Origin of the sequence: Streptomyces sp. NBC_01217 (genome assembly GCF_035994185.1) — a bacterium.
Taxonomy (GTDB): domain Bacteria; phylum Actinomycetota; class Actinomycetes; order Streptomycetales; family Streptomycetaceae; genus Streptomyces.
In genome coordinates this window covers 1808966-1831365 of the sequence record NZ_CP108538.1, presented here as the reverse complement: position 1 = coordinate 1831365, position 22400 = coordinate 1808966, and the positions used below count along the sequence as shown (strand labels likewise).

General features: G+C 69.2%; 17 protein-coding genes and 1 pseudogene. 9 read left to right on the top strand and 9 right to left on the bottom strand.

Going from position 1 to position 22400, the window contains the following annotated elements; genetic code table 11:
• The first annotated feature begins 51 nt into the window (after positions 1-51).
• From OG507_RS07935 to OG507_RS07925, 3 genes are all read left to right on the top strand, one after another.
• Positions 52-1092 (top strand): sugar ABC transporter substrate-binding protein, encoded by a 1041-nt coding sequence (locus OG507_RS07935; RefSeq protein ID WP_327366431.1) that lies wholly within the window; start codon positions 52-54, stop codon positions 1090-1092.
• Positions 1093-1225: 133 nt separating this feature from the next.
• A complete protein-coding gene (locus OG507_RS07930) occupies positions 1226-2749 on the top strand; it encodes a sugar ABC transporter ATP-binding protein (protein ID WP_327366430.1) in 1524 nt (507 codons plus the stop codon).
• The gene (locus tag OG507_RS07925) at positions 2746-3798 is read left to right on the top strand and encodes an ABC transporter permease (protein WP_327366429.1); all 1053 of its coding nucleotides are present in this window, start codon (positions 2746-2748) and stop codon (positions 3796-3798) included. Before OG507_RS07930 ends, OG507_RS07925 begins: the two co-directional genes overlap by 4 nt.
• A gap of 68 nt (positions 3799-3866) precedes the next feature.
• Here the strand turns inward: OG507_RS07925 and OG507_RS07920 are convergent, their stop codons facing one another.
• The 6 genes and pseudogenes from OG507_RS07920 to OG507_RS07895 all read right to left on the bottom strand — a co-directional run bounded on the left by OG507_RS07920 (position 3867) and on the right by OG507_RS07895 (position 10684).
• Positions 3867-4538, bottom strand: coding sequence for a FadR/GntR family transcriptional regulator (locus OG507_RS07920; RefSeq protein WP_327366428.1), 672 nt, complete (start codon positions 4536-4538; stop codon positions 3867-3869).
• A gap of 130 nt (positions 4539-4668) precedes the next feature.
• Positions 4669-5522 (bottom strand): annotated as a pseudogene (locus OG507_RS07915) (LLM class flavin-dependent oxidoreductase).
• Positions 5523-5657: 135 nt separating this feature from the next.
• The gene (locus OG507_RS07910; protein ID WP_327366427.1) at positions 5658-7268 is read right to left on the bottom strand and encodes a glycerol-3-phosphate dehydrogenase/oxidase; all 1611 of its coding nucleotides are present in this window, start codon (positions 7266-7268) and stop codon (positions 5658-5660) included.
• A 5-nt stretch (positions 7269-7273) separates the two neighbouring features.
• On the bottom strand, positions 7274-8809 hold the full coding sequence (gene glpK / locus OG507_RS07905) for a glycerol kinase GlpK (RefSeq protein WP_327366426.1): 1536 nt from the start codon (positions 8807-8809) through the stop codon (positions 7274-7276).
• Positions 8810-8866: 57 nt separating this feature from the next.
• Positions 8867-9658: an MIP/aquaporin family protein gene (locus OG507_RS07900; protein WP_327366425.1), complete on the bottom strand. Its 792-nt coding sequence runs from the start codon at positions 9656-9658 to the stop codon at positions 8867-8869.
• A 261-nt stretch (positions 9659-9919) separates the two neighbouring features.
• Positions 9920-10684, bottom strand: a complete 765-nt coding sequence (locus tag OG507_RS07895) for an IclR family transcriptional regulator (protein WP_327366424.1) — start codon at positions 10682-10684, stop codon at positions 9920-9922.
• 239 nt (positions 10685-10923) lie between these two features.
• Here OG507_RS07895 and metH point away from each other — a divergent pair, with 239 nt between their 5' ends.
• From metH to OG507_RS07880, 3 genes are all read left to right on the top strand, one after another.
• Positions 10924-14436, top strand: coding sequence for a methionine synthase (gene metH, locus OG507_RS07890; protein ID WP_327366423.1), 3513 nt, complete (start codon positions 10924-10926; stop codon positions 14434-14436).
• A 120-nt stretch (positions 14437-14556) separates the two neighbouring features.
• Positions 14557-15258: an HAD family hydrolase gene (locus tag OG507_RS07885; RefSeq protein ID WP_327366422.1), complete on the top strand. Its 702-nt coding sequence runs from the start codon at positions 14557-14559 to the stop codon at positions 15256-15258.
• 367 nt (positions 15259-15625) lie between these two features.
• Positions 15626-17224 (top strand): ABC transporter substrate-binding protein, encoded by a 1599-nt coding sequence (locus OG507_RS07880; protein WP_327366421.1) that lies wholly within the window; start codon positions 15626-15628, stop codon positions 17222-17224.
• Between the two features lie 72 nt (positions 17225-17296).
• Here the strand turns inward: OG507_RS07880 and OG507_RS07875 are convergent, their stop codons facing one another.
• Positions 17297-17968: a response regulator transcription factor gene (locus tag OG507_RS07875; RefSeq protein ID WP_327366420.1), complete on the bottom strand. Its 672-nt coding sequence runs from the start codon at positions 17966-17968 to the stop codon at positions 17297-17299.
• A 9-nt stretch (positions 17969-17977) separates the two neighbouring features.
• Positions 17978-18823: a RecB family exonuclease gene (locus OG507_RS07870; RefSeq protein WP_327371897.1), complete on the bottom strand. Its 846-nt coding sequence runs from the start codon at positions 18821-18823 to the stop codon at positions 17978-17980.
• Positions 18824-18994: 171 nt separating this feature from the next.
• Here OG507_RS07870 and OG507_RS07865 point away from each other — a divergent pair, with 171 nt between their 5' ends.
• The 3 genes from OG507_RS07865 to OG507_RS07855 all read left to right on the top strand — a co-directional run bounded on the left by OG507_RS07865 (position 18995) and on the right by OG507_RS07855 (position 22026).
• Entirely contained in the window at positions 18995-20245 is a 1251-nt protein-coding gene (locus tag OG507_RS07865) for a site-2 protease family protein (protein WP_327371896.1), read from the top strand.
• A 61-nt stretch (positions 20246-20306) separates the two neighbouring features.
• On the top strand, positions 20307-21212 hold the full coding sequence (locus tag OG507_RS07860; RefSeq protein ID WP_124718703.1) for a tRNA (adenine-N1)-methyltransferase: 906 nt from the start codon (positions 20307-20309) through the stop codon (positions 21210-21212).
• A 229-nt stretch (positions 21213-21441) separates the two neighbouring features.
• On the top strand, positions 21442-22026 hold the full coding sequence (locus OG507_RS07855; RefSeq protein ID WP_327366419.1) for a hypothetical protein: 585 nt from the start codon (positions 21442-21444) through the stop codon (positions 22024-22026).
• A 53-nt stretch (positions 22027-22079) separates the two neighbouring features.
• Here the strand turns inward: OG507_RS07855 and OG507_RS07850 are convergent, their stop codons facing one another.
• Positions 22080-22391, bottom strand: coding sequence for a ferredoxin (locus tag OG507_RS07850; protein WP_327366418.1), 312 nt, complete (start codon positions 22389-22391; stop codon positions 22080-22082).
• Positions 22392-22400 lie beyond the last annotated feature (9 nt).

The window sequence follows — 22400 nt, the reverse complement described above, 5'->3', positions numbered from 1 at the left end:
CGCTTCGCCCACAGAGCTCCGAGCCGGTACTCCACAAAGGACGGGACACCAATGAGAGTGCGTACGACGAGTGCGGCAGCCTGCGCCGTACTGCTGGCCGTGACTGCCCTCGCGGGCTGCAACCGCGAGTCCACCGCCGACGGCGCGAGCGGCGGAAAGGTCGGGATCGACCTGCCGCGCAGCGACAGCGACTTCTGGAACTCCTACCAGAACTACGTGGAGAAGGGGGTCGAGGCGGGCGAGGTCGATGCGCTGCCGCTGACCAACTCGCAGAACGACATCGGCAAACTGGTCGCCAACGTCCAGACCTTCACCGACCAGGGCGCCAAGGCCGTCGTGATGGCACCCCAGGACACCGGGGCGATAGCCGAGTCGCTCAACACGCTGAACGAGAAGAAGATCCCGGTCGTCAGCGTCGACACCCGCCCCGACAAGGGCAACGTCTACATGGTGGTGCGCGCCGACAACAAGGCGTACGGCACCAACGCCTGCAAGTACCTCGGAGAGCAGCTGAAGGGCAAGGGCAAGGTCGTCGAATTCCAGGGCGACCTCGCCTCGATCAACGGCCGCGACCGGTCGGAGGCCTTCAAGTCCTGCATGGACAAGGAGTTCCCCGGCATCAAGGTCTTCGAGCTTGCCACCGACTGGAAGGGCGACGTCGCCTCCGCCAAGCTCCAGGCCACGCTGGCCGCCAACCCCGACATCAACGGGATCTACATGCAGGCCGGCGGTGTCTTCCTGCAGCCCACCCTCGCACTCCTGGAGCAGAAGAAGCTGCTCAAGCCCGCCGGCACGCCGGGTCACATCACGATCATCTCCAACGACGGCATCCCGGAGGAGTTCGACGCCATCAAGGCCGGGAAGATCGACGCGACGATCTCCCAGCCCGCCGACCTGTACGCCAAGTACGCGCTGTACTACGCCAAGGCGGCCTTGGACGGTAAGGCCTTCAAGGAAGGCCCCACCGACCATGACTCGAACATCATCAAGATCCCGAACGGTTTCGAGGATCAACTCCCCGCGCCCCTTGTGACAAAGGACAACGTGGATGACCCGAAACTGTGGGCCAATCAGCTAGAGAAGAAGAGCTAGCCGTGACTCCTCCCTCCCGTTGTCGAGAGGGCTTCCCTCTCGGCTCCGAGGAGCCGAGACGCGGCCAAGCCCTGACCGCTGCCCGGGGGCAGGACATCGACATTACTACAGCGCTTCGCTGAGAAGGGGTCTGATGGACCAGGCACCACCACCCGCCGTACAGGCGGAAGGCGTCGTCAAACGTTTCGGGCCCACCGTGGCGCTCGACGGGGTCCGGCTCACCGTGCGGCCCGGCGAGTCCCATGCCCTCGTCGGCCGCAACGGCGCGGGCAAGTCGACGCTGGTCGGCGTCCTGACCGGACTCCACAAGGCGGACGCGGGCACGGTCACGTTCGGCGGCCGGCCCGCGCCCGCCTTCGGGGACACCACGGCCTGGCAGTCGAAGGTCGCCTGTGTCTACCAGAAGTCCATGGTCGTCCCCGATCTGACCGTCGCCGAGAACCTCTTCCTCAACCGGTTCGACGAGAACGCCCGCTGGATCAGCTGGGGGAGGCTGCGCAGACGCGCCGAGCGGCTCCTCGCCGAGTACGGCGTCCAGGTCGACCCCGGCACCAGGGCGCGCGATCTCGCCGTCGAGCAGCGGCAGTTCGTCGAGATCGCGCGGGCGCTGTCCTTCGGCGCCCGGCTGATCATCCTGGACGAGCCGACCGCCCAGCTCGATGCCCGCGGCATCGGACGGCTCTTCGACAAACTCAGGGAGCTGCAGAGCCAGGGAGTGGCGTTCCTCTTCATCTCCCACCATCTGCAGGAGGTGTACGAGCTGTGCACGGCGGTCACCGTCTACCGCGACGCCCGCCATGTGCTCACCGCCCCGGTCGCCGACATCGCAAAGGCGGAACTGGTGGCGGCGATGACCGGAGAGCGGGCCGCGGGCGCCACCGCCTGGCACGCGGGCGGTGCCGGGACGGCGGTACGGGACGAGTCGGCGGCCCCCGTACTGCGTACCGAAGGGCTCACCCTGCAGGGCCAGTTCGAACCGCTGGACCTGGAGGTCCGCCCCGGTGAGGTGCTCGGCCTCGCCGGCTCCGCGGCCAGCGGCAACACGGCCCTGGGCGAGACCCTGGCCGGAATGAGAAAGGCGGGCGCCGGCACGGTCTGGGTACACGGCAGCACCGTGCGCGGCGGCAGCGTGCCGCACGCGCTGGACGCCGGGATCGGCTACATCCCCGAGGACCGGCACGACCAGGGCCTCGTCCTGGATCGCAGCGTCGCCGAGAACGCCACCCTCACGGTCACCGACCAGCTCGGCCCGTGGGGGACCGTACTGCCCTCCCGTACAAGGGAGTTCGCACGGTCGATGATCGCCTCGCTGGACATCAAGACACAGGGGCCCGAGCAGCCCGTCTCCGGGCTCTCCGGCGGCAATCAGCAGAAGGTGGTCGTCGCCCGCGCGCTGGCCCGCAAACCCAGTGTGCTGGTGGCGGTCCGGCCCACCGCGGGTGTGGACGTCAAGTCCAAGGACTCGCTGCTCGGGGTCGTGCGACGGGTCGCCGACGAGGGGAACGCCGCAGTGATCATCTCGGACGAACTGGACGATCTGCGGGTCTGCGACCGGGTGCTCGCCCTGTTCCACGGGCGCGTGGTCGCCACGTTCGCAAGCGGGTGGACCGACGGGGAACTCGTCGCCGCCATGGAAGGTGTGGGGGAAAGGGAATGACCGGCACGGTACGGCCTCCGGCGGCCGACGGCATCGACAGCGGGCTGAAGAGCGCACTGACGGGCGGGAGCCCGCTGGACCGGCTGAAGCTGATCCGATGGAGCGACTTCTCCCTGGTACCGGTGATCCTGGTGCTGATGGTGATCGGGTTCATCGTCTCGCCGGTGTTCCTGACCTCCGAGAACCTGATCAGCGTCGTCCAGCAGTCCTCCGAGCTGAGCCTGCTCGTCCTGGGCCAGGCACTGATCCTGATCTGCGGACGGATGGACCTGTCGCTGGAGTCGACGATCGGCATCGCGCCGGTCGTCGCGATGTGGCTGGTCCTGCCGACCGAGGGCGGCCGCTTCGCGGGCCTCGGCCTGCTGCCCACCTGGTCCGCGATCCCGCTCTGTCTGCTGGTGGGTCTCGTGATCGGCGCGGTCAACGGCTTCCTGATGCTGAAGCTGAGGGTCAACGGCTTCATCGCCACGCTCGGTATGCTCACCATGCTGCGCGGCCTCCACATCGGCATCACCGAGGGCAAGTCCATCACCGACGTCCCGGAGTCCTTCCGTTACCTCGGCAAGAGCGAGTGGCTCGGCGCACCGGCCGCGGTCTGGATCTGCCTGGCCCTGTTCGCCGTCGGCGGCGCGGCGCTGGCCTGGCTGCGCCACGGACGCTCGCTGTACGCCATCGGCGGCAACCCGGAGGCGGCGCGGGCCGCGGGCATCCGGGTGGACCGGGTCACCTGGATCGTGCTCGCCATCGGCGGTCTGCTGGCGGCCTTCGCGGGCATCCTCTACACCGGCCATTACGGATCGGTCGCGGCGACACAGGGCAACGGCTGGATCTTCCAGGTGTTCGCCGCCGCGGTCATCGGCGGGATCAGCCTCAAGGGCGGGCGCGGCACCCTGTTCGGTGCGCTGACCGGCGTACTGACGCTCCAGCTGGTGGTCAATGTGATGACCCTCGGCGGTGTCCCGGCGCTCTGGAACCAGTTCCTCAACGGCGCGATCATCATCGTCGCCCTGGTCATCTCCCGTTTCGCGAGCGGCGAGAAGCAGGACTGAGCGAGAAGCAGGACTGAGCAAGGGGCGGGTGGGGAAACGATCCCGCTTGCCCCTTCCCCGTAACCGCGCTAAAGCGTCGACCGCAGCCACTGCTCCACGCTCGCCACATGCACCGTCGCCCAGGCCCGCGCTGCCTCCGTGTCCCGGTCCCGCAGCGCCGACACGATCGCCCGGTGCTCATGGAGCGTGCGGCTGACCGCGTCCTCCTGCGTCAGACCGCGCCAGACCCGCGCCCGGGTCGTCGGCCCCGAAAGACCGTCGAGCAGCGAGCAGAGCACCGAATTCCCGGACGACTGCACGATCCCCCGGTGGAACTCCAGATCGCAGGCGACCAGCTCCTCCACTGAGGGATTCGCCCCCAGCGCGTCCAACTGCGAGCTCAGTACGTCCAGTTGGTCCTCGCTGATCCGGGTGGCCGCCATCGCCGTCGCGGCCGGTTCCAGAATGCGGCGCACCGCGAGGAATTCGAGCACCGTGTCGTCGCGGTGGAAGTCCACGACGAAGCTCAGCGCCTCCAGCAGCAGCTGTGGATCGAGGCTGGTCACATAGGTGCCGTCGCCCTGCCGCACATCGAGGATGCGGATCAGGGACAGGGCGCGCACCGCCTCCCGCAGGGAGTTGCGGGAGAGCCCCAGCTCCGCCGCGAGTTCGCTCTCCTTGGGGAGCCGGTCGCCGGGCCGTAGCGCACCCGAGACGATCATTCCCTTGATCTTCTCGATCGCCTCGTCGGTGACAGCCATGACGGTCCTCCTGGATCCGGACTGGAATCAGACATCCGATGTCTCTCCTCATTATGCGGGTCGGGAGAGGCGGATGAACCAGGTCTGCCGCAGGTCGTCCCGGGTGCGCGGCCCTCGCACGGCGCTCCGGTCAGTCCCAGAGCGCGGACGGTGCCTCACGCCGTACGACCGGAGCGATGTCCTGCGAGAACCGCTGCAGCGTCTCGGTCTGCTCGGCCCGGCTCAGCCCGAAACCGTCCACGCTGATCGACTGGAGGTCGTGCCCGTACACCTCGTGCCAGCCGAGGATCTTGTCGATGATCTGCTGCGGGCTGCCGATCAGCTGGGGCCCGTCCGTGATGGCCTCCTCGATCGTCCGGAACGGCGTGTTGTAGCCCGCCCGGCCCTCCAGGTGCGGCCGGAAGGACTGCCTCACCTTCGCCTCGTACAGCTCCTTGTAGCGCTCTACGGCCTGCTGCGAACTGTCGGCGATCAGCAGCCCGCCCGAACCCGCGGCCACATGCGCGCCGGCCGGATCGTGGCCGTACGCCTCGAAGCGCTCGCGGTAGTGGTCGATCAGCCGGGCGTACGCCGCACGGGGCTGGATGGCGTTGGCGGTGAACAGCGGATCGCCGTGGAGCGCCGCCAGTTCGGGGGAGTTGAGGCTGGTCGCCGAGCCGTGCCAGATGCGCGGGGCCCCGGCGTACGGGCGCGGCAGCGTCGTCGTGTTCTTCAGCGCGGGCCGGAACTCGCCCTCCCAGTCGACACACCGGTCAGTAGCCGGATCGTGGAGGTACGGGCCGCCAGCGCGCCGAGCACCACGCTCGGACTGGACGAGAGGAAGGGACCGGCGTGCCGCTCGCCGATCGCGTACGCGTCGAAGCCGAGCCGCTCCGCGACGACTCCGGTCTCGATCACCTCCTCGAACCGCTCGGCGGGGGAGGGGAGATGGCCGGTCAGCGGGTGCGGGGCGTGGCCGATGAGGGAGAGCACGGAAAACTTCATGACGTCAACTGGCCCCGCGTCATATTGCACGCGTATGGCGGCCGTATGGCGCGTCCACCGGGCCGCGGTCCCCGCGACATGAGGGCGGGGCGGATCCCCCCGTGGGAGCCGCCCCGCCCGGTCCGTCCGGCCTCGTCAGCCCCGGTCGCCGAGCATGGACTCGACGCCGGCCCGGATCTCGTCCGTCGCCAGACCGCGGATCGTCAGTGTCGTCCGGCGGCGCAGCACGTCGTCCGCCGTCTCGGCCCACTCGTGATCACGTGCGTAGACGACCTGCGCCCAGATCTCCGGCGCGTCCGGGTGGATGCGCTCGGCCAGCGCCGGGTTCTCGTTCGCCAGCCGCGCGATGTCGAAGGAGAGCGAGCCGTAGTGGGTGGCGAGGTGCCGAGCGGTGTCGGCGGCCATCCGCGGTCCGGGCGTGCCGCCGTCGACCAGCAGCCGGTGAGCCACCGCGTTCGGGTTGGCGATGCCGGGCAGCGGGAGCTTCTTCGGCAGACGGGCCATCGGCTCCATGTCCTCGGCCAGCGGGTGCCCGGGGAGCGCGGCAAGCTTGTTCATCACCGTACGGCCGATGTGGCGGAACGTCGTCCACTTGCCGCCCGCGACCGACAGCATCCCGCCGCGGCCCTCCGTCACGACTGTCTCGCGCTTGGCCTTGGACGTGTCACCGGGGCCGCCGGGAAGCACCCGCAGGCCCGCGAAGGAGTACGTGATCAGATCGCGTGACAGCTGCTGGTCCCTGATCGAGAACGCCGCCTCGTCCAGGATCTGCGCGGTGTCCTTCTCGTTGACCGCGACGTCCGCCGGATCGCCCTCGTACTCCTCGTCCGTCGTACCGAGCAGCAGCATGTCCTCCCAGGGCAGGGCGAACGTGATGCGGTACTTGTCGATCGGGGTGGCGAGCGCGGCCTTCCAGGGGCGGGTGCGCTTCAGTACGAGGTGCGCGCCCTTGGACAGACGTATCGAGGGCGCCGCGTTCGGGTCCTCCATTTTGCGCAGGTGATCGACCCACGGTCCGGTGGCGTTCAGCACGAGCCGGGCGTTGACACCGAACTCCGTGCCGTCCGTACGGTCCTCCAGGTCGGCGCCGGTCACCCGGCCCTTGGTGAACCGCAGTCCGGTCACCGCGGCGTGGTTGAGGACGACCGCGCCCGCGTCGACGGCCGCACGGACCGTCATCAGCGCCATGCGGGCATCGTTCATCTGGTCGTCGCCGTAGACCGCGACGGCCTTGAGATTGTCGGTACGCAGCTCCGGCACGTCGCGCTGAGCCTTCGCCGGGCTGATCACATGGCCGACGCCGTCACCGAACGCGGAGAGCGCGGAGTACGCGAACACGCCCGCGCCGAGCTTGGCCGCGCCGTGCGGCCCGCCCTTGTAGACCGGCAGGTAGAAGGTGAGCGGATTCGCCAGGTGCGGGGCGACCTGACGGGACACCGCGCGCCGCTCGAAGTGGTTCTCCGCGACCAGCTTCACGGCGCCGGTCTGCAGATAGCGCAGACCGCCGTGGAGCAGCTTGGAGGAGGCGGAGGAGGTGGCGCCGGCGAAGTCGCCGGCGTCCACCAGGGCCACCCGCAGCCCGGACTGCGCGGCGTGCCAGGCGGTGGAGATGCCCAGGATGCCGCCACCGATCACCAGGAGGTCGTACGTCGCCTTGGAGAGCTGCTCCCGAGTCTCGGCGCGGCTCGGAAGGGAGCCGGAGGCCGGGTGCGTCCCGAGTGACGGGACGCTCTGCAGGGTGGTCATTGTGATTACTCCTCGACTGTGCTGTCTTCGATCCAGCCCATGGTCCGTTCCACGGCCTTGAGCCAGCTCTTGTACTCGCGGTCGCGGGTGTCCGCGGCCATGCGGGGTGTCCACTCGGCGGCCCGGCGCCAGTTGGCACGCAGCGCGTCGGTGTCCGGCCAGAAGCCGACGGCGAGACCGGCGGCGTAGGCGGCGCCGAGGCAGGTGGTCTCGGCGACCATGGGCCGCACCACGGGTGCGTCCAGGAAGTCGGCGAGCGTCTGCATCAGCAAGTTGTTGGAGGTCATGCCGCCGTCGACCTTGAGGGCGGTCAGCTCGACGCCGGAGTCCTTGGTCATGGCGTCGGTGATCTCGCGGGTCTGCCAGGCGGTGGCCTCCAGGACGGCACGGGCGATGTGTGCCTTGGTGACGTACCTGGTCAGACCGGCGATGACGCCGCGGGCGTCGGAGCGCCAGTACGGGGCGAAGAGGCCGGAGAAGGCGGGCACGAAGTACGCGCCGCCGTTGTCCTCGACCGACGAGGCCAGGGTCTCGATCTCGGCCGCGGACTTGATCAGGCCCATCTGGTCGCGCATCCACTGCACCAGCGAACCCGTGACGGCGATGGAGCCCTCCAGGGCGTACACCGGCTTCTGCTCGCCGATCCGGTAACCGACCGTCGTCAGCAGTCCGTTGTACGAGTTGACGGGCGTCTCACCGGTGTTCATCAGCATGAAGGTGCCCGTGCCGTACGTGGACTTGGCCTCGCCCTTGGCGAAGCAGGTCTGGCCGAAGAGGGCCGCCTGCTGGTCACCGAGCGCGGAGGCGACCGGGACGCCGTCCAGGACGCCGCCCTTGGCGGTGCCGTACACCTCGGCGGAGGAGCGGATCTCGGGCAGCACGGCCGCCGGGATCTCCATGGAGGTGAGGATCTTGTCGTCCCACGCCAGGGTGTGCAGGTTCATCAGAAGGGTGCGCGAGGCGTTGGTGACGTCGGTGACGTGGACACCGCCCTCGGTGCCGCCGGTCAGGTTCCAGATGACCCAGGAGTCCATGGTGCCGAAGAGGATCTCGCCGCGCTCGGCGCGCTCACGCAGCCCCTCCACGTTGTCGAGCAGCCAGCGGACCTTGGGGCCGGCGAAGTACGAGGCGAGTGGCAGGCCGGTCTCGCGGCGGAAGCGGTCCTGACCGACGTTGCGGCCGAGCTCCTTGCAGAGCGCGTCGGTGCGGGTGTCCTGCCAGACAAGGGCGTTGTGGACGGGCTCGCCGGTGTTCCTGTCCCAGAGCAGTGTGGTCTCGCGCTGGTTGGTGATGCCGATGGCCTTCACATCGGCGGCCGTGATGCCCGCCTTGGCGATGGCCCCGGCGACGACCTCCTGGACGTTCTCCCAGATCTCGGTCGCGTTGTGCTCGACCCAGCCCGGCTTCGGGAAGATCTGTTCGTGCTCCTTCTGGTCTACGGAGACGATCCGGCCGTCCTTGTCGAAGACGATGCAGCGGCTGGAGGTGGTGCCCTGGTCGATGGCCGCGATGAACGGGCCGGTGGTGTGTGCGTCGGTCACGGTGTGCTCCCGGAAGTCTGTGTGGTCTTGAGGGTTACGGCTCTGCGGCGCCACGGCTCAGGCGAAGGCGACGTTGTAGAGCCCGCCCGCGATCGCGCCGCCGATGAGCGGTCCGACGACCGGGATCCACGCGTAGCCCCAGTCGGAACCGCCCTTGTTCGGCAGCGGCAGCAGCGCGTGCACGATACGCGGACCGAGGTCGCGAACCGGGTTGATTGCGTAACCCGTCGGCCCGCCGAGGGAGAGACCGATGCCGACGACGAGCAGAGCGGTGACGAGGGCGCCGAGCGTGCCGAGGCCGTTGCCGTCGTTGTTGAGGCCCTGGGTGAGGATCGCCAGGACGAGCACGACGGTGGCGATGATCTCGGTGACGAGGTTCTGCACCGCGTGCCGGATCTCGGGGCCGGTGGAGAAGATGCCCAGCACCGGGCCCGCCTTCGGGGCGGCGGCCTGGTCGACCATGGCCTCTTCACCCGGCTGGGCGCCCAGGATCTCCGGATCCGTGAGGTGCGCCCGGAACTGTCCGTAGTACGTCAGCCAGACCAGCACCGCGCCGATCATCGCGCCGAACAGCTGGGAGACGAGGTACAGCGGTACGTCGCTCCACTTGGTGCCGCCCTCGATCGCGAGACCGATCGTGACCGCCGGATTGAGATGCGCGCCGGAAACTCCACCGGCCAGATACGCGCCGGCCAGCACGGCGAAACCCCACCCGAAGGTGATGGCGAGCCAGCCGGCGTTCTGGGCCTTGGAGCGCTTGAGAGTGACGGCGGCACAGACACCACCGCCGAGCAGGATGAGTACGGCGGTACCTATGGTCTCGCCGATGAAGATGTCGGAGCTGGACACCCGCGACTCCTTTGTCCTTCGTCCAGGGAAGCCGAACCCCGGGTCCCTCCGGTGGTCCGCGCCCTCACGTGAGGGCGTTTTCCGGCCTTGGCGCTGTCACACCCTAACGCGTATTTCCGTTAGCTGTTCGGCAATGCCGACCGGTGAACGGCAATGTTTCCCCTGGGTGAATCAGGCGTCAAGAGTTGTGTGGCGCAAAACTCGATCGTTACCGACGGCCTGTCGGAGCGGGCCGTCGGCAGCAACCGGGCGCCGCGCAGGTCAGAAGGGCCGGGCGCCCAGATCCCTGGAGACCGCCCGGGCGCAGTCCCGCACCGCGGCGATCAGCTCGGGGCGCAGCTCCCCGTCCGCGCAGACCCGCTCGACCGCGCCTGTCACGGCCACCGCGCCGACCGGTACCCGCCGCCTGTCGTGGACCGGAGCGGCCACCGCGGCCACACCCTCCCAGGTCTCCTCCACGTCGGCCGCCCAGCCGCGGGCCCGGATCAGGTCGAGCATCGCCTCGAACTCCTCCCGGTCGGTGACGGTGTGGGGCGTGAAGGACTGCCGCTCGGCCTCCAGGGCCTCGGAGTGCGCCACCGGGTCGTACGCCGAGAGCACCTTGCCCAGGGCCGTGGAGTGCAGTGGCTGCATGGCCCCCACCTCCAGGACCTGCCGGCTGTCGTCGGGCCGGAAGACGTGGTGGACGATGAGGACACCCTGCTGGTGCAGGACCCCCAGATGGGCGCTCTCGCCGCTGGAGCGGGCCAGGTCGTCCGTCCAGACCAGCGCGCGGGCCCGCAGCTCGTGGACGTCCAGATAGCTGTTGCCCAGGCGCAGCAGCTCGGCCCCCAGCTGATAGCGGCCGGACGCCGCGTCCTGCTCGACGAAGCCCTCGTGCTGGAGTGTGCGCAGGATGCCGTGTGCGGTGCCCTTGGCCAGGCCCAGCGAAGAGGCGATGTCGGACAGCCCCAGCCGCCGCTCGCCGCCTGCCAGCAGGCGCAGCATCGCCGCCGCCCGCTCCAGCGACTGGATGTTCTTGGCCATCGCGCCGTACTCCTCCACCTCGGTTCGACAATGCTGAACACTATCGGTCGATGCCGACCTGCGCTCGATCGCGCAGGAAAACCGCGGTACCACTGCGATCCGGACATCCCCCCGCACAGCATGCCGTCCGTTCCGTGGGACGAAGTGACGGCCCCGGGCCCCGCCCGGCTAGGCTGGCGTGGTGCGCCTTCCGCCGAAGACGCAAAGCCGACAGCCGTCGCATCCCAGGGAGTACATCCATGGCCTCGTCGCCGACCCCTTCCGCCGACAGCCGGAACCGAGCCGAAGCCCTCCGCGAGGCCCTCGCCACCCGCGTGGTGGTGGCCGACGGTGCCATGGGCACCATGCTCCAGGCGCAGGATCCCACCCTTGAGGACTTCCAGGACCTCGAAGGCTGCAACGAGATCCTGAACGTCACCCGCCCCGACATCGTGCGCTCGGTGCACCAGGAGTACTTCGCGGTCGGCGTGGACTGCGTCGAGACGAACTCCTTCGGCGCCAACGCCTCGGCCCTGGGCGAGTACGACATCGCCGAGCGCATCCACGAACTCTCCGAGTCCGGCGCGCGCATCGCCCGCGAGGTCGCCGACGAGTTCACCGCCTCCACCGGGCAGCAGCGCTGGGTGCTCGGCTCCATGGGCCCCGGCACCAAGCTGCCGACGCTGGGCCACGCGCCGTACACCGCGCTCCGCGACGGTTTCCAGCAGAACGCCGAGGGCCTGATCGCCGGCGGCGCGGACGCGCTCATCATCGAGACGACACAGGACCTCCTGCAGACCAAGGCCGCGGTACTCGGTGCGCGCAAGGCGCTCGAGGCGCTGGGCAGCGACCTTCCGCTGCTGTGCTCGCTGGCGTTCGAGACGACCGGCACGATGCTGCTCGGCTCGGAGATCGGTGCCGCCCTGACCGCACTCGAACCGCTCGGCGTCGACATGATCGGCCTGAACTGCTCGACCGGCCCGGCGGAGATGAGCGAGCATCTGCGCTACCTCACGCGCCACTCGCGTATCCCGTTGCTCTGCATGCCCAACGCCGGACTGCCGGTCCTCACCAAGGACGGCGCGCACTTCCCGCTCGGCCCCGAAGGACTGGCCGACGCGCAGGAGACGTTCGTCCGGGAGTACGGCCTCTCGCTGGTCGGCGGCTGCTGCGGTACGACTCCGGAGCACCTGCGGCAGGTCGTCGAGCGCGTGCGCGGCGCGTCCCTCGTCCCTCGCGACCCGCGGCCCGAGCCCGGCGCCGCCTCGCTGTACCAGACGGTCCCGTTCCGTCAGGACACCTCGTACCTCGCCATCGGTGAGCGTACGAACGCCAACGGATCCAAGAAGTTCCGCGAGGCCATGCTGGAGGCCCGCTGGGACGACTGCGTGGAGATGGCGCGCGACCAGATCCGGGAGGGCGCGCACATGCTCGACCTCTGCGTCGACTACGTCGGCCGCGACGGTGTCGCGGACATGGAGGAACTGGCCGGACGCTTCGCCACCGCCTCCACGCTCCCGATCGTGCTCGACTCCACCGAGCTGCCGGTCCTGCGGGCCGGCCTGGAGAAGCTCGGCGGCCGGGCCGTTCTCAACTCCGTCAACTACGAGGACGGCGACGGGCCGGAGTCGCGCTTCGCCAAGGTCACCGCACTGGCTGTCGAACACGGCGCCGCGCTAATCGCCCTGACCATCGACGAGGAGGGCCAGGCCCGCACAGTCGAGCACAAGGTCGCCGTCGCCGAGCGGCTGATCGAGGACCTGACCGGAAACTGGGGCGTCCACGAGTCGGACATCCTCATCGACACGCTGACCTTCACCATCTGCACCGGTCAGGAGGAGTCCCGCAAGGACGGCATCGCCACCATCGGCGCCATCCGCGAGCTCAAGCGGCGCCATCCCGAGGTCCAGACCACGCTCGGCCTGTCGAACATCTCCTTCGGTCTCAATCCGGCCGCCCGAGTCGTCCTGAACTCCGTCTTCCTCGACGAGTGCGTCAAGGCCGGTCTCGACTCCGCCATCGTGCACGCGTCGAAGATCCTGCCGATCGCGCGCCTGGAGGAGGAGCAGGTGAAGGTCGCACTCGACCTCATCTACGACCGCCGCGCCGAAGGCTATGACCCGTTGCAGCGGCTCATGGAGCTCTTCGAGGGTGTCAACATGAAGTCGATGAAGGCCGGCAAGGCCGAGGAACTCCTCGCGCTGCCGCTCGACGAGCGCCTCCAGCGCCGCATCATCGACGGCGAGAAGAACGGCCTGGAGACCGACCTCGACGAGGCACTGCAGACCCGTCCGGCTCTCGACATCGTCAACGACACCCTGCTCGAGGGCATGAAGGTCGTCGGCGAACTGTTCGGTTCCGGCCAGATGCAGCTGCCGTTCGTGCTCCAGTCCGCCGAGGTCATGAAGTCCGCCGTGGCCTACCTGGAACCGCACATGGAGAAGTCCGACGCGGAGGGCAAGGGCACGATCGTCCTGGCCACCGTCCGCGGCGACGTCCACGACATCGGTAAGAACCTCGTCGACATCATCCTGTCCAACAACGGCTTCAACGTCGTCAACATCGGCATCAAGCAGCCGGTCTCCGCGATCCTGGAGGCCGCGCAGGAGCACCGCGCCGATGTCATCGGCATGTCCGGCCTCCTGGTGAAGTCCACCGTGATCATGAAGGAGAACCTGGAGGAGCTGAACCAGCGCAAGCTGGCCGCCGAGTATCCGGTGATCCTCGGCGGCGCGGCTCTCACCAGGGCCTATGTCGAGCAGGACCTCCACGAGATCTACGAGGGCGAGGTCCGCTACGCCCGCGACGCGTTCGAGGGCCTGCGCCTGATGGACGCCCTGATCGCGGTGAAGCGCGGGGTCCCCGGCGCCACTCTCCCGGAGCTCAAGCAGCGCCGGGTGCCCAAGCGGGAGACCGCCGTGCTGGAGGTCGACGAGCCGGAGGAGGGCGTCCGCTCAGACGTCGCCACCGACAACCCGGTCCCCGAGCCCCCGTTCTGGGGCACCCGCGTCGTCAAGGGCATCCAGCTCAAGGAGTACGCCTCCTGGCTCGACGAGGGTGCGCTCTTCAAGGGGCAGTGGGGCCTGAAGCAGGCCCGCGCCGGTGACGGACCGACGTACGAGGAGCTCGTGGAGACCGAGGGCCGGCCGCACCTGCGCGGCTGGCTCGACAAGCTGCACACCGAGAACCTGCTGGAAGCCGCCGTCGTCTACGGCTACTTCCCCTGCGTCTCCAAGGGCGACGACCTGATCCTGCTCCACGAGGACGGCTCGGAGCGCACCCGCTTCACCTTCCCGCGCCAGCGCCGCGGCCGCCGCCTCTGCCTCGCGGACTTCTTCCGCCCCGAGGAGTCCGGCGAGACGGACGTGATCGGCCTCCAGGTCGTCACCGTCGGCTCGAAGATCGGCGGGGAAACCGCCAAGCTCTTCGAAGCCAACTCCTACCGCGATTACCTGGAGCTGCACGGCCTGTCCGTCCAGCTGGCCGAGGCCCTCGCCGAGTACTGGCACGCCCGGGTCCGCTCCGAGCTCGGCTTCGGCGGCGAGGACCCCGCCGATGTCGAGGACATGTTCGCGCTGAAGTACCGCGGCGCGCGCTTCTCCCTCGGTTACGGCGCCTGCCCCGACCTGGAGGACCGGGCGAAGATCTCCGAGCTGCTCCAGCCCGAGCGGATCGGCGTGCATCTCTCGGAGGAGTTCCAGTTGCACCCGGAGCAGTCCACCGACGCGATCGTCATTCACCACCCCGAGGCGAAGTACTTCAACGCGCGGTAAGACGCCGTTCAACGCACGACAGCGGGACAAGTCGTACACTGGTCGGTCCAGTGCAGGCCGGTCGCCCTCCCCACGGGAAATGGCGGCCGGCCTTCTCGTCCCTTACGGAAGGTGTGCCGGATGACCAGCACGGTTCCCGCGTCCCTGACCCGCACGGCCGAAGGCGCCGCGCTGCAGGCCGTCCTGCTCGACATGGACGGCACCCTCGTCGACACCGAGGGCTTCTGGTGGGACGCCGAAGTGGAGGTATTCGCCGAACTCGGGCATCAGCTCGACGAGGCCTGGCGGGATGTGGTGGTCGGCGGGCCGATGACCCGCAGTGCCGGATACCTCGTGGATGTCACCGGCGCGGACATCACCCTCGACGAGCTCACCGTGCTGCTGAACGACCGCTTCGAGAGGCGCATCGGCCGCGGAGTGCCGCTGATGCCGGGCGCGGCACGGCTGCTGGCCGAACTGGCCAGGCACGAGATCCCCACCGCCCTGGTCTCCGCCTCGCACCGGCGGATCATCGACCGGGTGCTGGACTCGGTGGGTCACCACCACTTCTCCCTCACCGTCGCGGGCGACGAGGTCTCCCGTACGAAGCCGCACCCGGAGCCCTATCTCACGGCCGCGTCCGGCTTCAGGGCGGAGCCCGGGCGCTGTGCGGTCATCGAGGACACCGCGACCGGTGTCGCGGCGGCGGAGGCCGCGGGCTGCCGGGTGGTCGCCGTGCCGTCCGTCGCACCGATCTCCCCCGCATACGGCCGGGCGGTCGTACGTTCGCTCGAAGAAGTCGATCTCGCATTTCTCCGCGGCCTGGTCACGGGAATGCAGTGATCCGCATACCGAGAGTGTTTCTGTGAATGAATCGAAAAACTCTCGGCATCGGATGGTGCATTTTCTGTCGCACGTACGTGTGTGCGGAGTGGGTGTACGACAAAGGGCGGAAAATGATTTGGGCGTGAGCTTTATCACCTGAATGGCTTCCGGAGGCTTTTCAAGATCCACCGCGATGTCCGTTTTGAGGAGTCGAAGTGTCCGGATTGGTGACGCCCTGCACTAAACCTTCCCGGCCGGGGAAATCGGCTCGCCGTTAATTCCCGTCACCATCCGATTACGCACCGGGGTATCTCCGGTCCGGCATTGCCGATGGCGCCTACTAATGTCGCTTTCTCAAATGCGCGGATGAGGGAGAGCGTCCAAGATGAACCGCAAGACTCTGGTGCTGCCGGCCGTGGTCGGTCTGCTCGCACCCGTACTCGCCGCCTGCGGCGCGTCGGGCGACGGGGGCGATGGCAAGGGGGCCATCGTTGTCGGCACCACGGACCAGTTCGTCGCCTCCAAGGACAACCCCGCGCCGCTGGACCCCGCCATCGGCTACGAAGCGGGCGTCTGGAACGTGCTGCGGCAGACGGTGCAGACCCTGACGCATGTGCCGCGCGGCGGCGGCGAGCCGGTCCCCGAGGCCGCCGAGAGCTGTGCGTTCACGGACACGCAGAACGAGAGTTACCGCTGCAAGCTACGCAGCGGCCTGAAGTTCGCCGACGGCAAGGCCGTCACCGCCGACGACGTGAAGTACTCCATCGACCGGGTCGTCCGCATCGAAGCCGCCAACGGGCCCGTCGCCCTGCTCGACGGCATCGACACGATCGAGACGCAGGGCGACCGCGAGGTCATCTTCCATCTCCGCACGCCGGACGCCACGTTCCCGTACAAGCTCGCCACCCCGGCCGCCGGGATCGTGCAGCGGAGCAAGTACGCGGCGAATTCCCCGCGGGCCGGATTCCAGGTGGACGGCTCGGGTCCGTACACCATGAAGCCGGTAGTCGAGCACAACCAGGTCGTCAAGGTCCTTTTCACCAGGAACCCCCTCTACAAGGGGGACCTGAAGGTGCTCAACGAGAAGGTCGAGCTGGATCTCTTCCCGGACGCGAAGGCGATGGGGAAGGCCCTCGACGACCGGAAGATCGACATGATGACCCGCACCATGACTCCCGAGCAGTCGCAGCAGCTGCTCGAAAACCCCAAGAACGGCATCAAGCTCACCGAGATGCCGGGCCTGTCCATCAGCTATCTCGGCTTCGACACCAGCGACCCGGCCGTGAGCAAGGCCGTCCGCCAGGCCATGGCCCAGGTCATCGACCGCGGTGAGATCGCGAGCAAGGTGTACGGCACCACCGCCGAGCCGCTGTACTCGCTGATCCCGTCCAGCATCACCGCGCACACCAACTCGTTCTACAACAAGTACGGCGAGCCCAGCATCAAGAAGGCCGAGGCGACCCTGCGCGCGGCGGGCATCGACACCCCGGTGAAGCTGACCCTGCACTACACGACCGACCACTACGGCGAAGCCACCGCCACCGAGTTCGAGAACCTGAAGAAGCAGCTCAACGACACCGGGCTGTTCGACATCACCGTCAAGGGCACCCCCTGGGCGAAGTACCGCCCCGCACAGGTACGCGGCGACTACGCCGTCTACGGAATGGGCTGGTTCCCCGACTTCCCGGACCCCGACAACTACACCGCGCCGTTCCTCGACAAGAACAACTTCCTCAACTCGCCCTACGAGTCGGCCGTGGCCCAGAAGACGCTCATCCCGCAGTCCCGCCGCGAGACCGACCGCAGCGCCGCGGCCAAGACCTTCCAGCAACTCCAGGACATCGTCGCCAACGACGTCCCCGTACTGCCGATCTGGCAGGGCAAGCAGTACGTCGCATCCCGCGAGGAACTCACCGGCGTCGAATGGGCGGTCAACTCCTCCGCCGACCTCCAGCTCTGGGAGCTGGGCAAGCGAACCGTCTGAGCACGGGCGGCGCCCCGCCCGCACCGGGCCGGGGCGCCGCCGCCTCAAGGACCGCTCACCGGCAGCCCCGGCTCACTGGGCGCCGGGGCGCACCAGGCCGCTCTCGTACGCGTACACCGCCGCCTGTACCCGGTCGCGCAGACCGAGCTTGGTCAGCACATGGCCGACATGCGTCTTGACCGTCGTCTCACTGACGAACAGATCCGCGGCGATCTCCGCATTCGACAGACCGCGCGCCACCAGCTTCAGCACCTCGACCTCGCGGTCCGTCAGCGTGTGCAGGGTGTCGGGCACCGTCTCCTCGCCGGAGGGCAGATGGTCCGCGTACTTGTCGAGCAGCCTACGGGTGACGCTCGGGGCGAGCATCGCCTCGCCCGCCGCGACCACGCGGATGGCCTGCACCAGCTCATTGGCCGGAGCGTCCTTCAACAGGAAGCCGCTGGCACCGGCGCGCAGCGCCTCCACCACGTACTCGTCGAGATCGAACGTGGTCAGCACCAGCACCTTGGCCGGACCGTCGCGACCGGGACCGGTGATCTGGCGCGTGGCCTCGACGCCGTCCATCCGCGGCATGCGGATGTCCATCAGCACCACATCGGGCTGCAGCGCCCGCACCTGGTCGAGAGCCTGGAGGCCGTCCCCGGCCTCGCCCACCACCGCGAGATCCCCCTCCGCCTCCAGAATCATCCGGAAGCCGGTGCGCAGCAGCGGTTGGTCATCGACCAGCAGGACGCGGATAGCCACAAGGTCTCCTCAAGATGCTTCGGGGGCCACAGGCCGGCCGGCCTCAGCGCGGACCGGATCCATTCTGCCCTGGACATCCTGCTCCGGCTCCGCCGGGCGGACCGACAACGGATATACCGGGGGAGTGCCGCCGAATTCCGGGCAGACCGACTGGTGGTCGCACCAGCCGCAGAGCTTCGTCGGCCGGGGCCGCCACTCACCTGTCTCCGTCGCCAGCCGGATCGCGTCCCAGAGCGCCAGCAGCTTCCGCTCGACCCGCTCCAGATCCGCCACCACCGGGTCGTACGTCATGATGTCGCCGCTGCCGAGATAGACCAGCTGGAGCCGGCGCGGCACCACACCCTTCAGCCGCCAGATCACCAGGGCGTAGAACTTCATCTGGAAGAGCGCGCCCTCCGCGTACTCCGGGCGCGGGGCCTTCCCCGTCTTGTAGTCGACGATCCGGACCTCGCCCGTCGGCGCCACATCGATCCGGTCGATCACCCCGCGCAGCCGCAGCCCCGACTCCAGCTCCGTCTCGACGAACAGCTCCCGCTCGGCGGGCTCCAGGCGCGTCGGATCCTCCAGCGAGAACCACCGCTCCACCAGGCTCTCCGCCTCCGAGAGCCACCGCGCCAGCCGCTCGCCCCCGGCTTCCCCCGGGAACAGCTCCGACAGCTCCGGCTTCGACTCCAGCAGCCGGTCCCACTGCGCGGGGATCAGCGCCGTGGCCCGGCCCGCCGTACGCTCCGCCGCCGGGTTGTCGAAGAGCCGCTCAAGCACCGCATGCACCAGCGTGCCCCGCGTCGCCGCCTCGCTGGGCTTCTCCGGCAGTTTGTCGATGACCCGGAAGCGGTACAGCAAAGGGCACTGCATGAAATCACTCGCCCGCGACGGCGACAGGGACGAAGGCGGCCGGGGAGGCCGCGGCAGGGAGGTCATGTCGAAGACCCTACGGCCCGCCACTGACAGTCGGCGGCATACCATCGACCACACACCCTCGAACACTGCATGATCGTGCCGTACGGCACCGACCGAAGGGACCCCGTGGACGAGAGCGGCGACAGCGGGCGGCCGCAGCCCGGCGCAGGGGGATCGGTTCCCGGCGCCGGCCCCGACAAGGGCGAGCCGCGGCGCCCCGAAGAGCCCGGCGGCGGCCTGCTCATGGGCCGTCCCTTCGGTGTGCCCGTGTACGTCGCGCCCAGCTGGTTCCTCGTGGCCGCCCTGATCACGTGGGTCTTCGGCGGCCAGCTCGACCGGGTGCTGCCCGAGCTCGGCGCGGCGCGCTATCTGGTCTCCCTCTTCTTCGCGATCGCCTTCTACGCCTCCGTACTCGTCCACGAGCTCGCCCACACGGTCGTCGCGCTGCGCTACAAACTGCCGGTGCGCCGTATCCAGCTCCAGTTCTTCGGCGGCGTCTCCGAGATCGAGAAGGAGTCCGAGACCCCGGGCCGCGAATTCGTACTCGCCTTCGTGGGCCCCCTGCTCTCCCTGGTGCTCGCGGGTGTCTTCTACGCCGGGATGGCGTTCGTCGAGCCCGGCACCGTGCCCGGTGTCCTCCTCGCCGGACTGATGATCTCCAACCTCCTGGTGGCCGCCTTCAACCTGCTGCCCGGCCTCCCGCTCGACGGCGGACGCATGCTCCGCGCCGTCGTATGGAAGATCACCGGCCGGCCGATGAGCGGCACCGTCGCCGCCGCCTGGGTCGGCCGCGCGCTCGCCGTCATCACCCTCTTCGGCCTCCCGCTGCTCACCCACACCGGCGCCTTCGGGAACAACCCCCAGGACCTCAGCGGCTTCGACACCGTCACCGACGCGCTGCTCGCCGCCGTCCTCGCCGCCATCATCTGGACCGGGGCGGGCAACAGCCTGCGCATGGCGCGCCTGCGCGAACACCTCCCCGAACTGCGCGCCCGCACCCTCACCCGGCGCGCGGTCCCGGTGGAGGCCGCCACCCCGCTCTCCGAGGCCCTGCGCCGCGCCAACGAAGCCGGCGCCCGCGCCCTCGTCGTCGTCGACGGGCTCGGCGAACCCCGCAGCGTCGTCCGGGAGACGGCCATCGTCTCCGTCCCCGAACACCGCCGCCCCTGGGTCGCCGTCAGCAGCCTCGCCCAGGACCTCACCGAGGGCATGAAGATCTCCGCCGAACTGGCCGGCGAGGAGCTCCTGGACAGGCTCAAGGCCAGTCCCGCCACCGAATACCTCGTCCTTGAGGAGACCGGCGAGATCTACGGCGTGCTGTCCACATCCGACGTCGAACGGGCATTCGTCGCCGCCCTGGCGAGGCCCGCCGCCTGACCGCAAGGACCCGGCCCCGGCTCGCGGTCGGAGCCCCGGGAAACACCGGTACGCTGGTCACATGTCTGAACCGACCGGTGCCGCCCGCCGACGCGGGCCCTTCAAGGTCGGGGACCAGGTCCAGCTCACCGATCCCAAGGGACGCCACTACACCTTCACGCTCGAAGCCGGAAAGAATTTCCACACCCACAAGGGTTCTTTCCCGCACGACGAGCTGATCGGTGCCCCCGAGGGCAGTGTGGTCCGAACCACGGGAAACGTCGCCTACCTCGCGCTGCGTCCCCTGCTCCCCGACTACGTCCTGTCCATGCCCCGCGGCGCCGCCGTGGTCTACCCCAAGGACGCGGGGCAGATCCTGGCCTTCGCCGACATCTTCCCCGGCGCCCGCGTCGTGGAGGCCGGGGTCGGCTCCGGCTCGCTCTCCACCTTCCTGCTGCGCGCCATCGGCGACCAGGGCATGCTGCACTCCTACGAGCGCCGCGAGGACTTCGCCGAGATCGCCCAGCAGAACGTGGAACGCTACTTCGGCGAACCGCACCCTGCCTGGCAGCTCACTGTCGGCGACCTCCAGGACAACCTCTCGGACACCGACGTCGACCGTGTCGTCCTGGACATGCTGGCCCCCTGGGAGTGCCTGGAGGCCGTCTCCAAGGCGCTCGTGCCCGGTGGCATCCTCTGCGCGTACGTCGCGACCACCACCCAGCTCGCGCGGACCGTCGAGTCCATCCGCGAGATCGGCTGCTTCGCCGAACCGCAGCCCTGGGAATCGATGATCCGCAACTGGCACGTCGAGGGCCTGGCCGTTCGCCCGGACCACCGCATGATCGGCCACACCGGCTTCCTCGTCACCGCCCGCCGCCTGGCCGACGGTGTGGAGGCCCCGCTGCGCCGCCGCCGTCCCGCGAAGGGCGCCTACGGCGAGGACTACGACGGTCCCGGCAGCCAGAGCGGCTCCTCCCGCGGCTGAGCCGCACAACATACCGGCGCCGCCGCCGAGTTCCCGGACCGACCCGGGAACTCGGCGGCGGCGCCTTTTCGTTGCTCCTGCACGGGAGCATCCGTGCCGACCCCACCGTTCCCCTGTCCTGTGAGGTGTGGCACGATGCTGGCCACCCCCACGCCGCCGCGGACGCACCACCGGCGGCGCCGCCCACCCGGGCGCACTCGAACCACAGGAACCACAGGAGACATCCCGCGTGCAGACCTCCGAGCTCCCGGACCTCGCGCACACCGACACCAAGCTGCTGCACTGGCTCGCCACGGCGACGGCCATGGCCGCCGTCATCGCAGCTGCCGGCACGCTCCAGCCGGACCCCACGGCCACGGCCTCCGCGTCGACCCCGCACGGCACCACCGCGCAGCACGGCACCGCGCCCGTCGCCGCACCCGACCCGGAACGGGCGGTCTTCCCCCTGGACTGCGGGGGGCTGGAGAACACCGTGGCCAGGCAGGCGCCCGGTGACCTCGACGGCGACGGCCGCCCCGAGACCGTCGCCGTGGTCCACTGCGCGGCCGGCTCCGGCACCCCGCCCAGCGGCGTCTACGTCCTGACACAGGGAAGCGGGGCCGCACCCCGGGTCGTGGCGACCCTGGTGGACCCCGCCCAGAAGATGAGCGTCGGCGAATTCGCGGTGCGTGACGGAATCATCTCCGCCACCCTGCTCGGCTACTCCTCGGCCGCGGTGCCGCGCTGCTGTCCCGACCAGCAGGAGAAGGCCAGCTGGCAGTGGCGGGGCGGCGCCTTCGTCCGCAGCACGGAGACCGCCCCGAGCAACGCCTGAACGGTCACTGAAAGTGACCGCTCGCCCGGAATCGCCCGCCCGGAGCCGCCCGATCAGGCGGCCTCGGGACCGTACACCTCGACGCTGTCCGAAACACGACGTACGTGGATGCAGTCGCCCGGGCACTCCTTGGCCGAATCGACCACGTCCTGCAGGAGCGGCAGCGGTACGGGCGTCGTCGCGCCCTTGTCCTGCAGCAGCTCGTCGTCGCCGCTCTTCACATACGCCAGACCGTCGATGTCCAGCTCGAACACCTCAGGTGCGTACTGCACGCAGATACCGTCTCCCGTACAGAGGTCCTGGTCGATCCAGACCTCCAGGTCCTGAGTGTCGCCGCCGGTGGGAGCGTCCTGCTGCACGGTCATTTCTCCTGC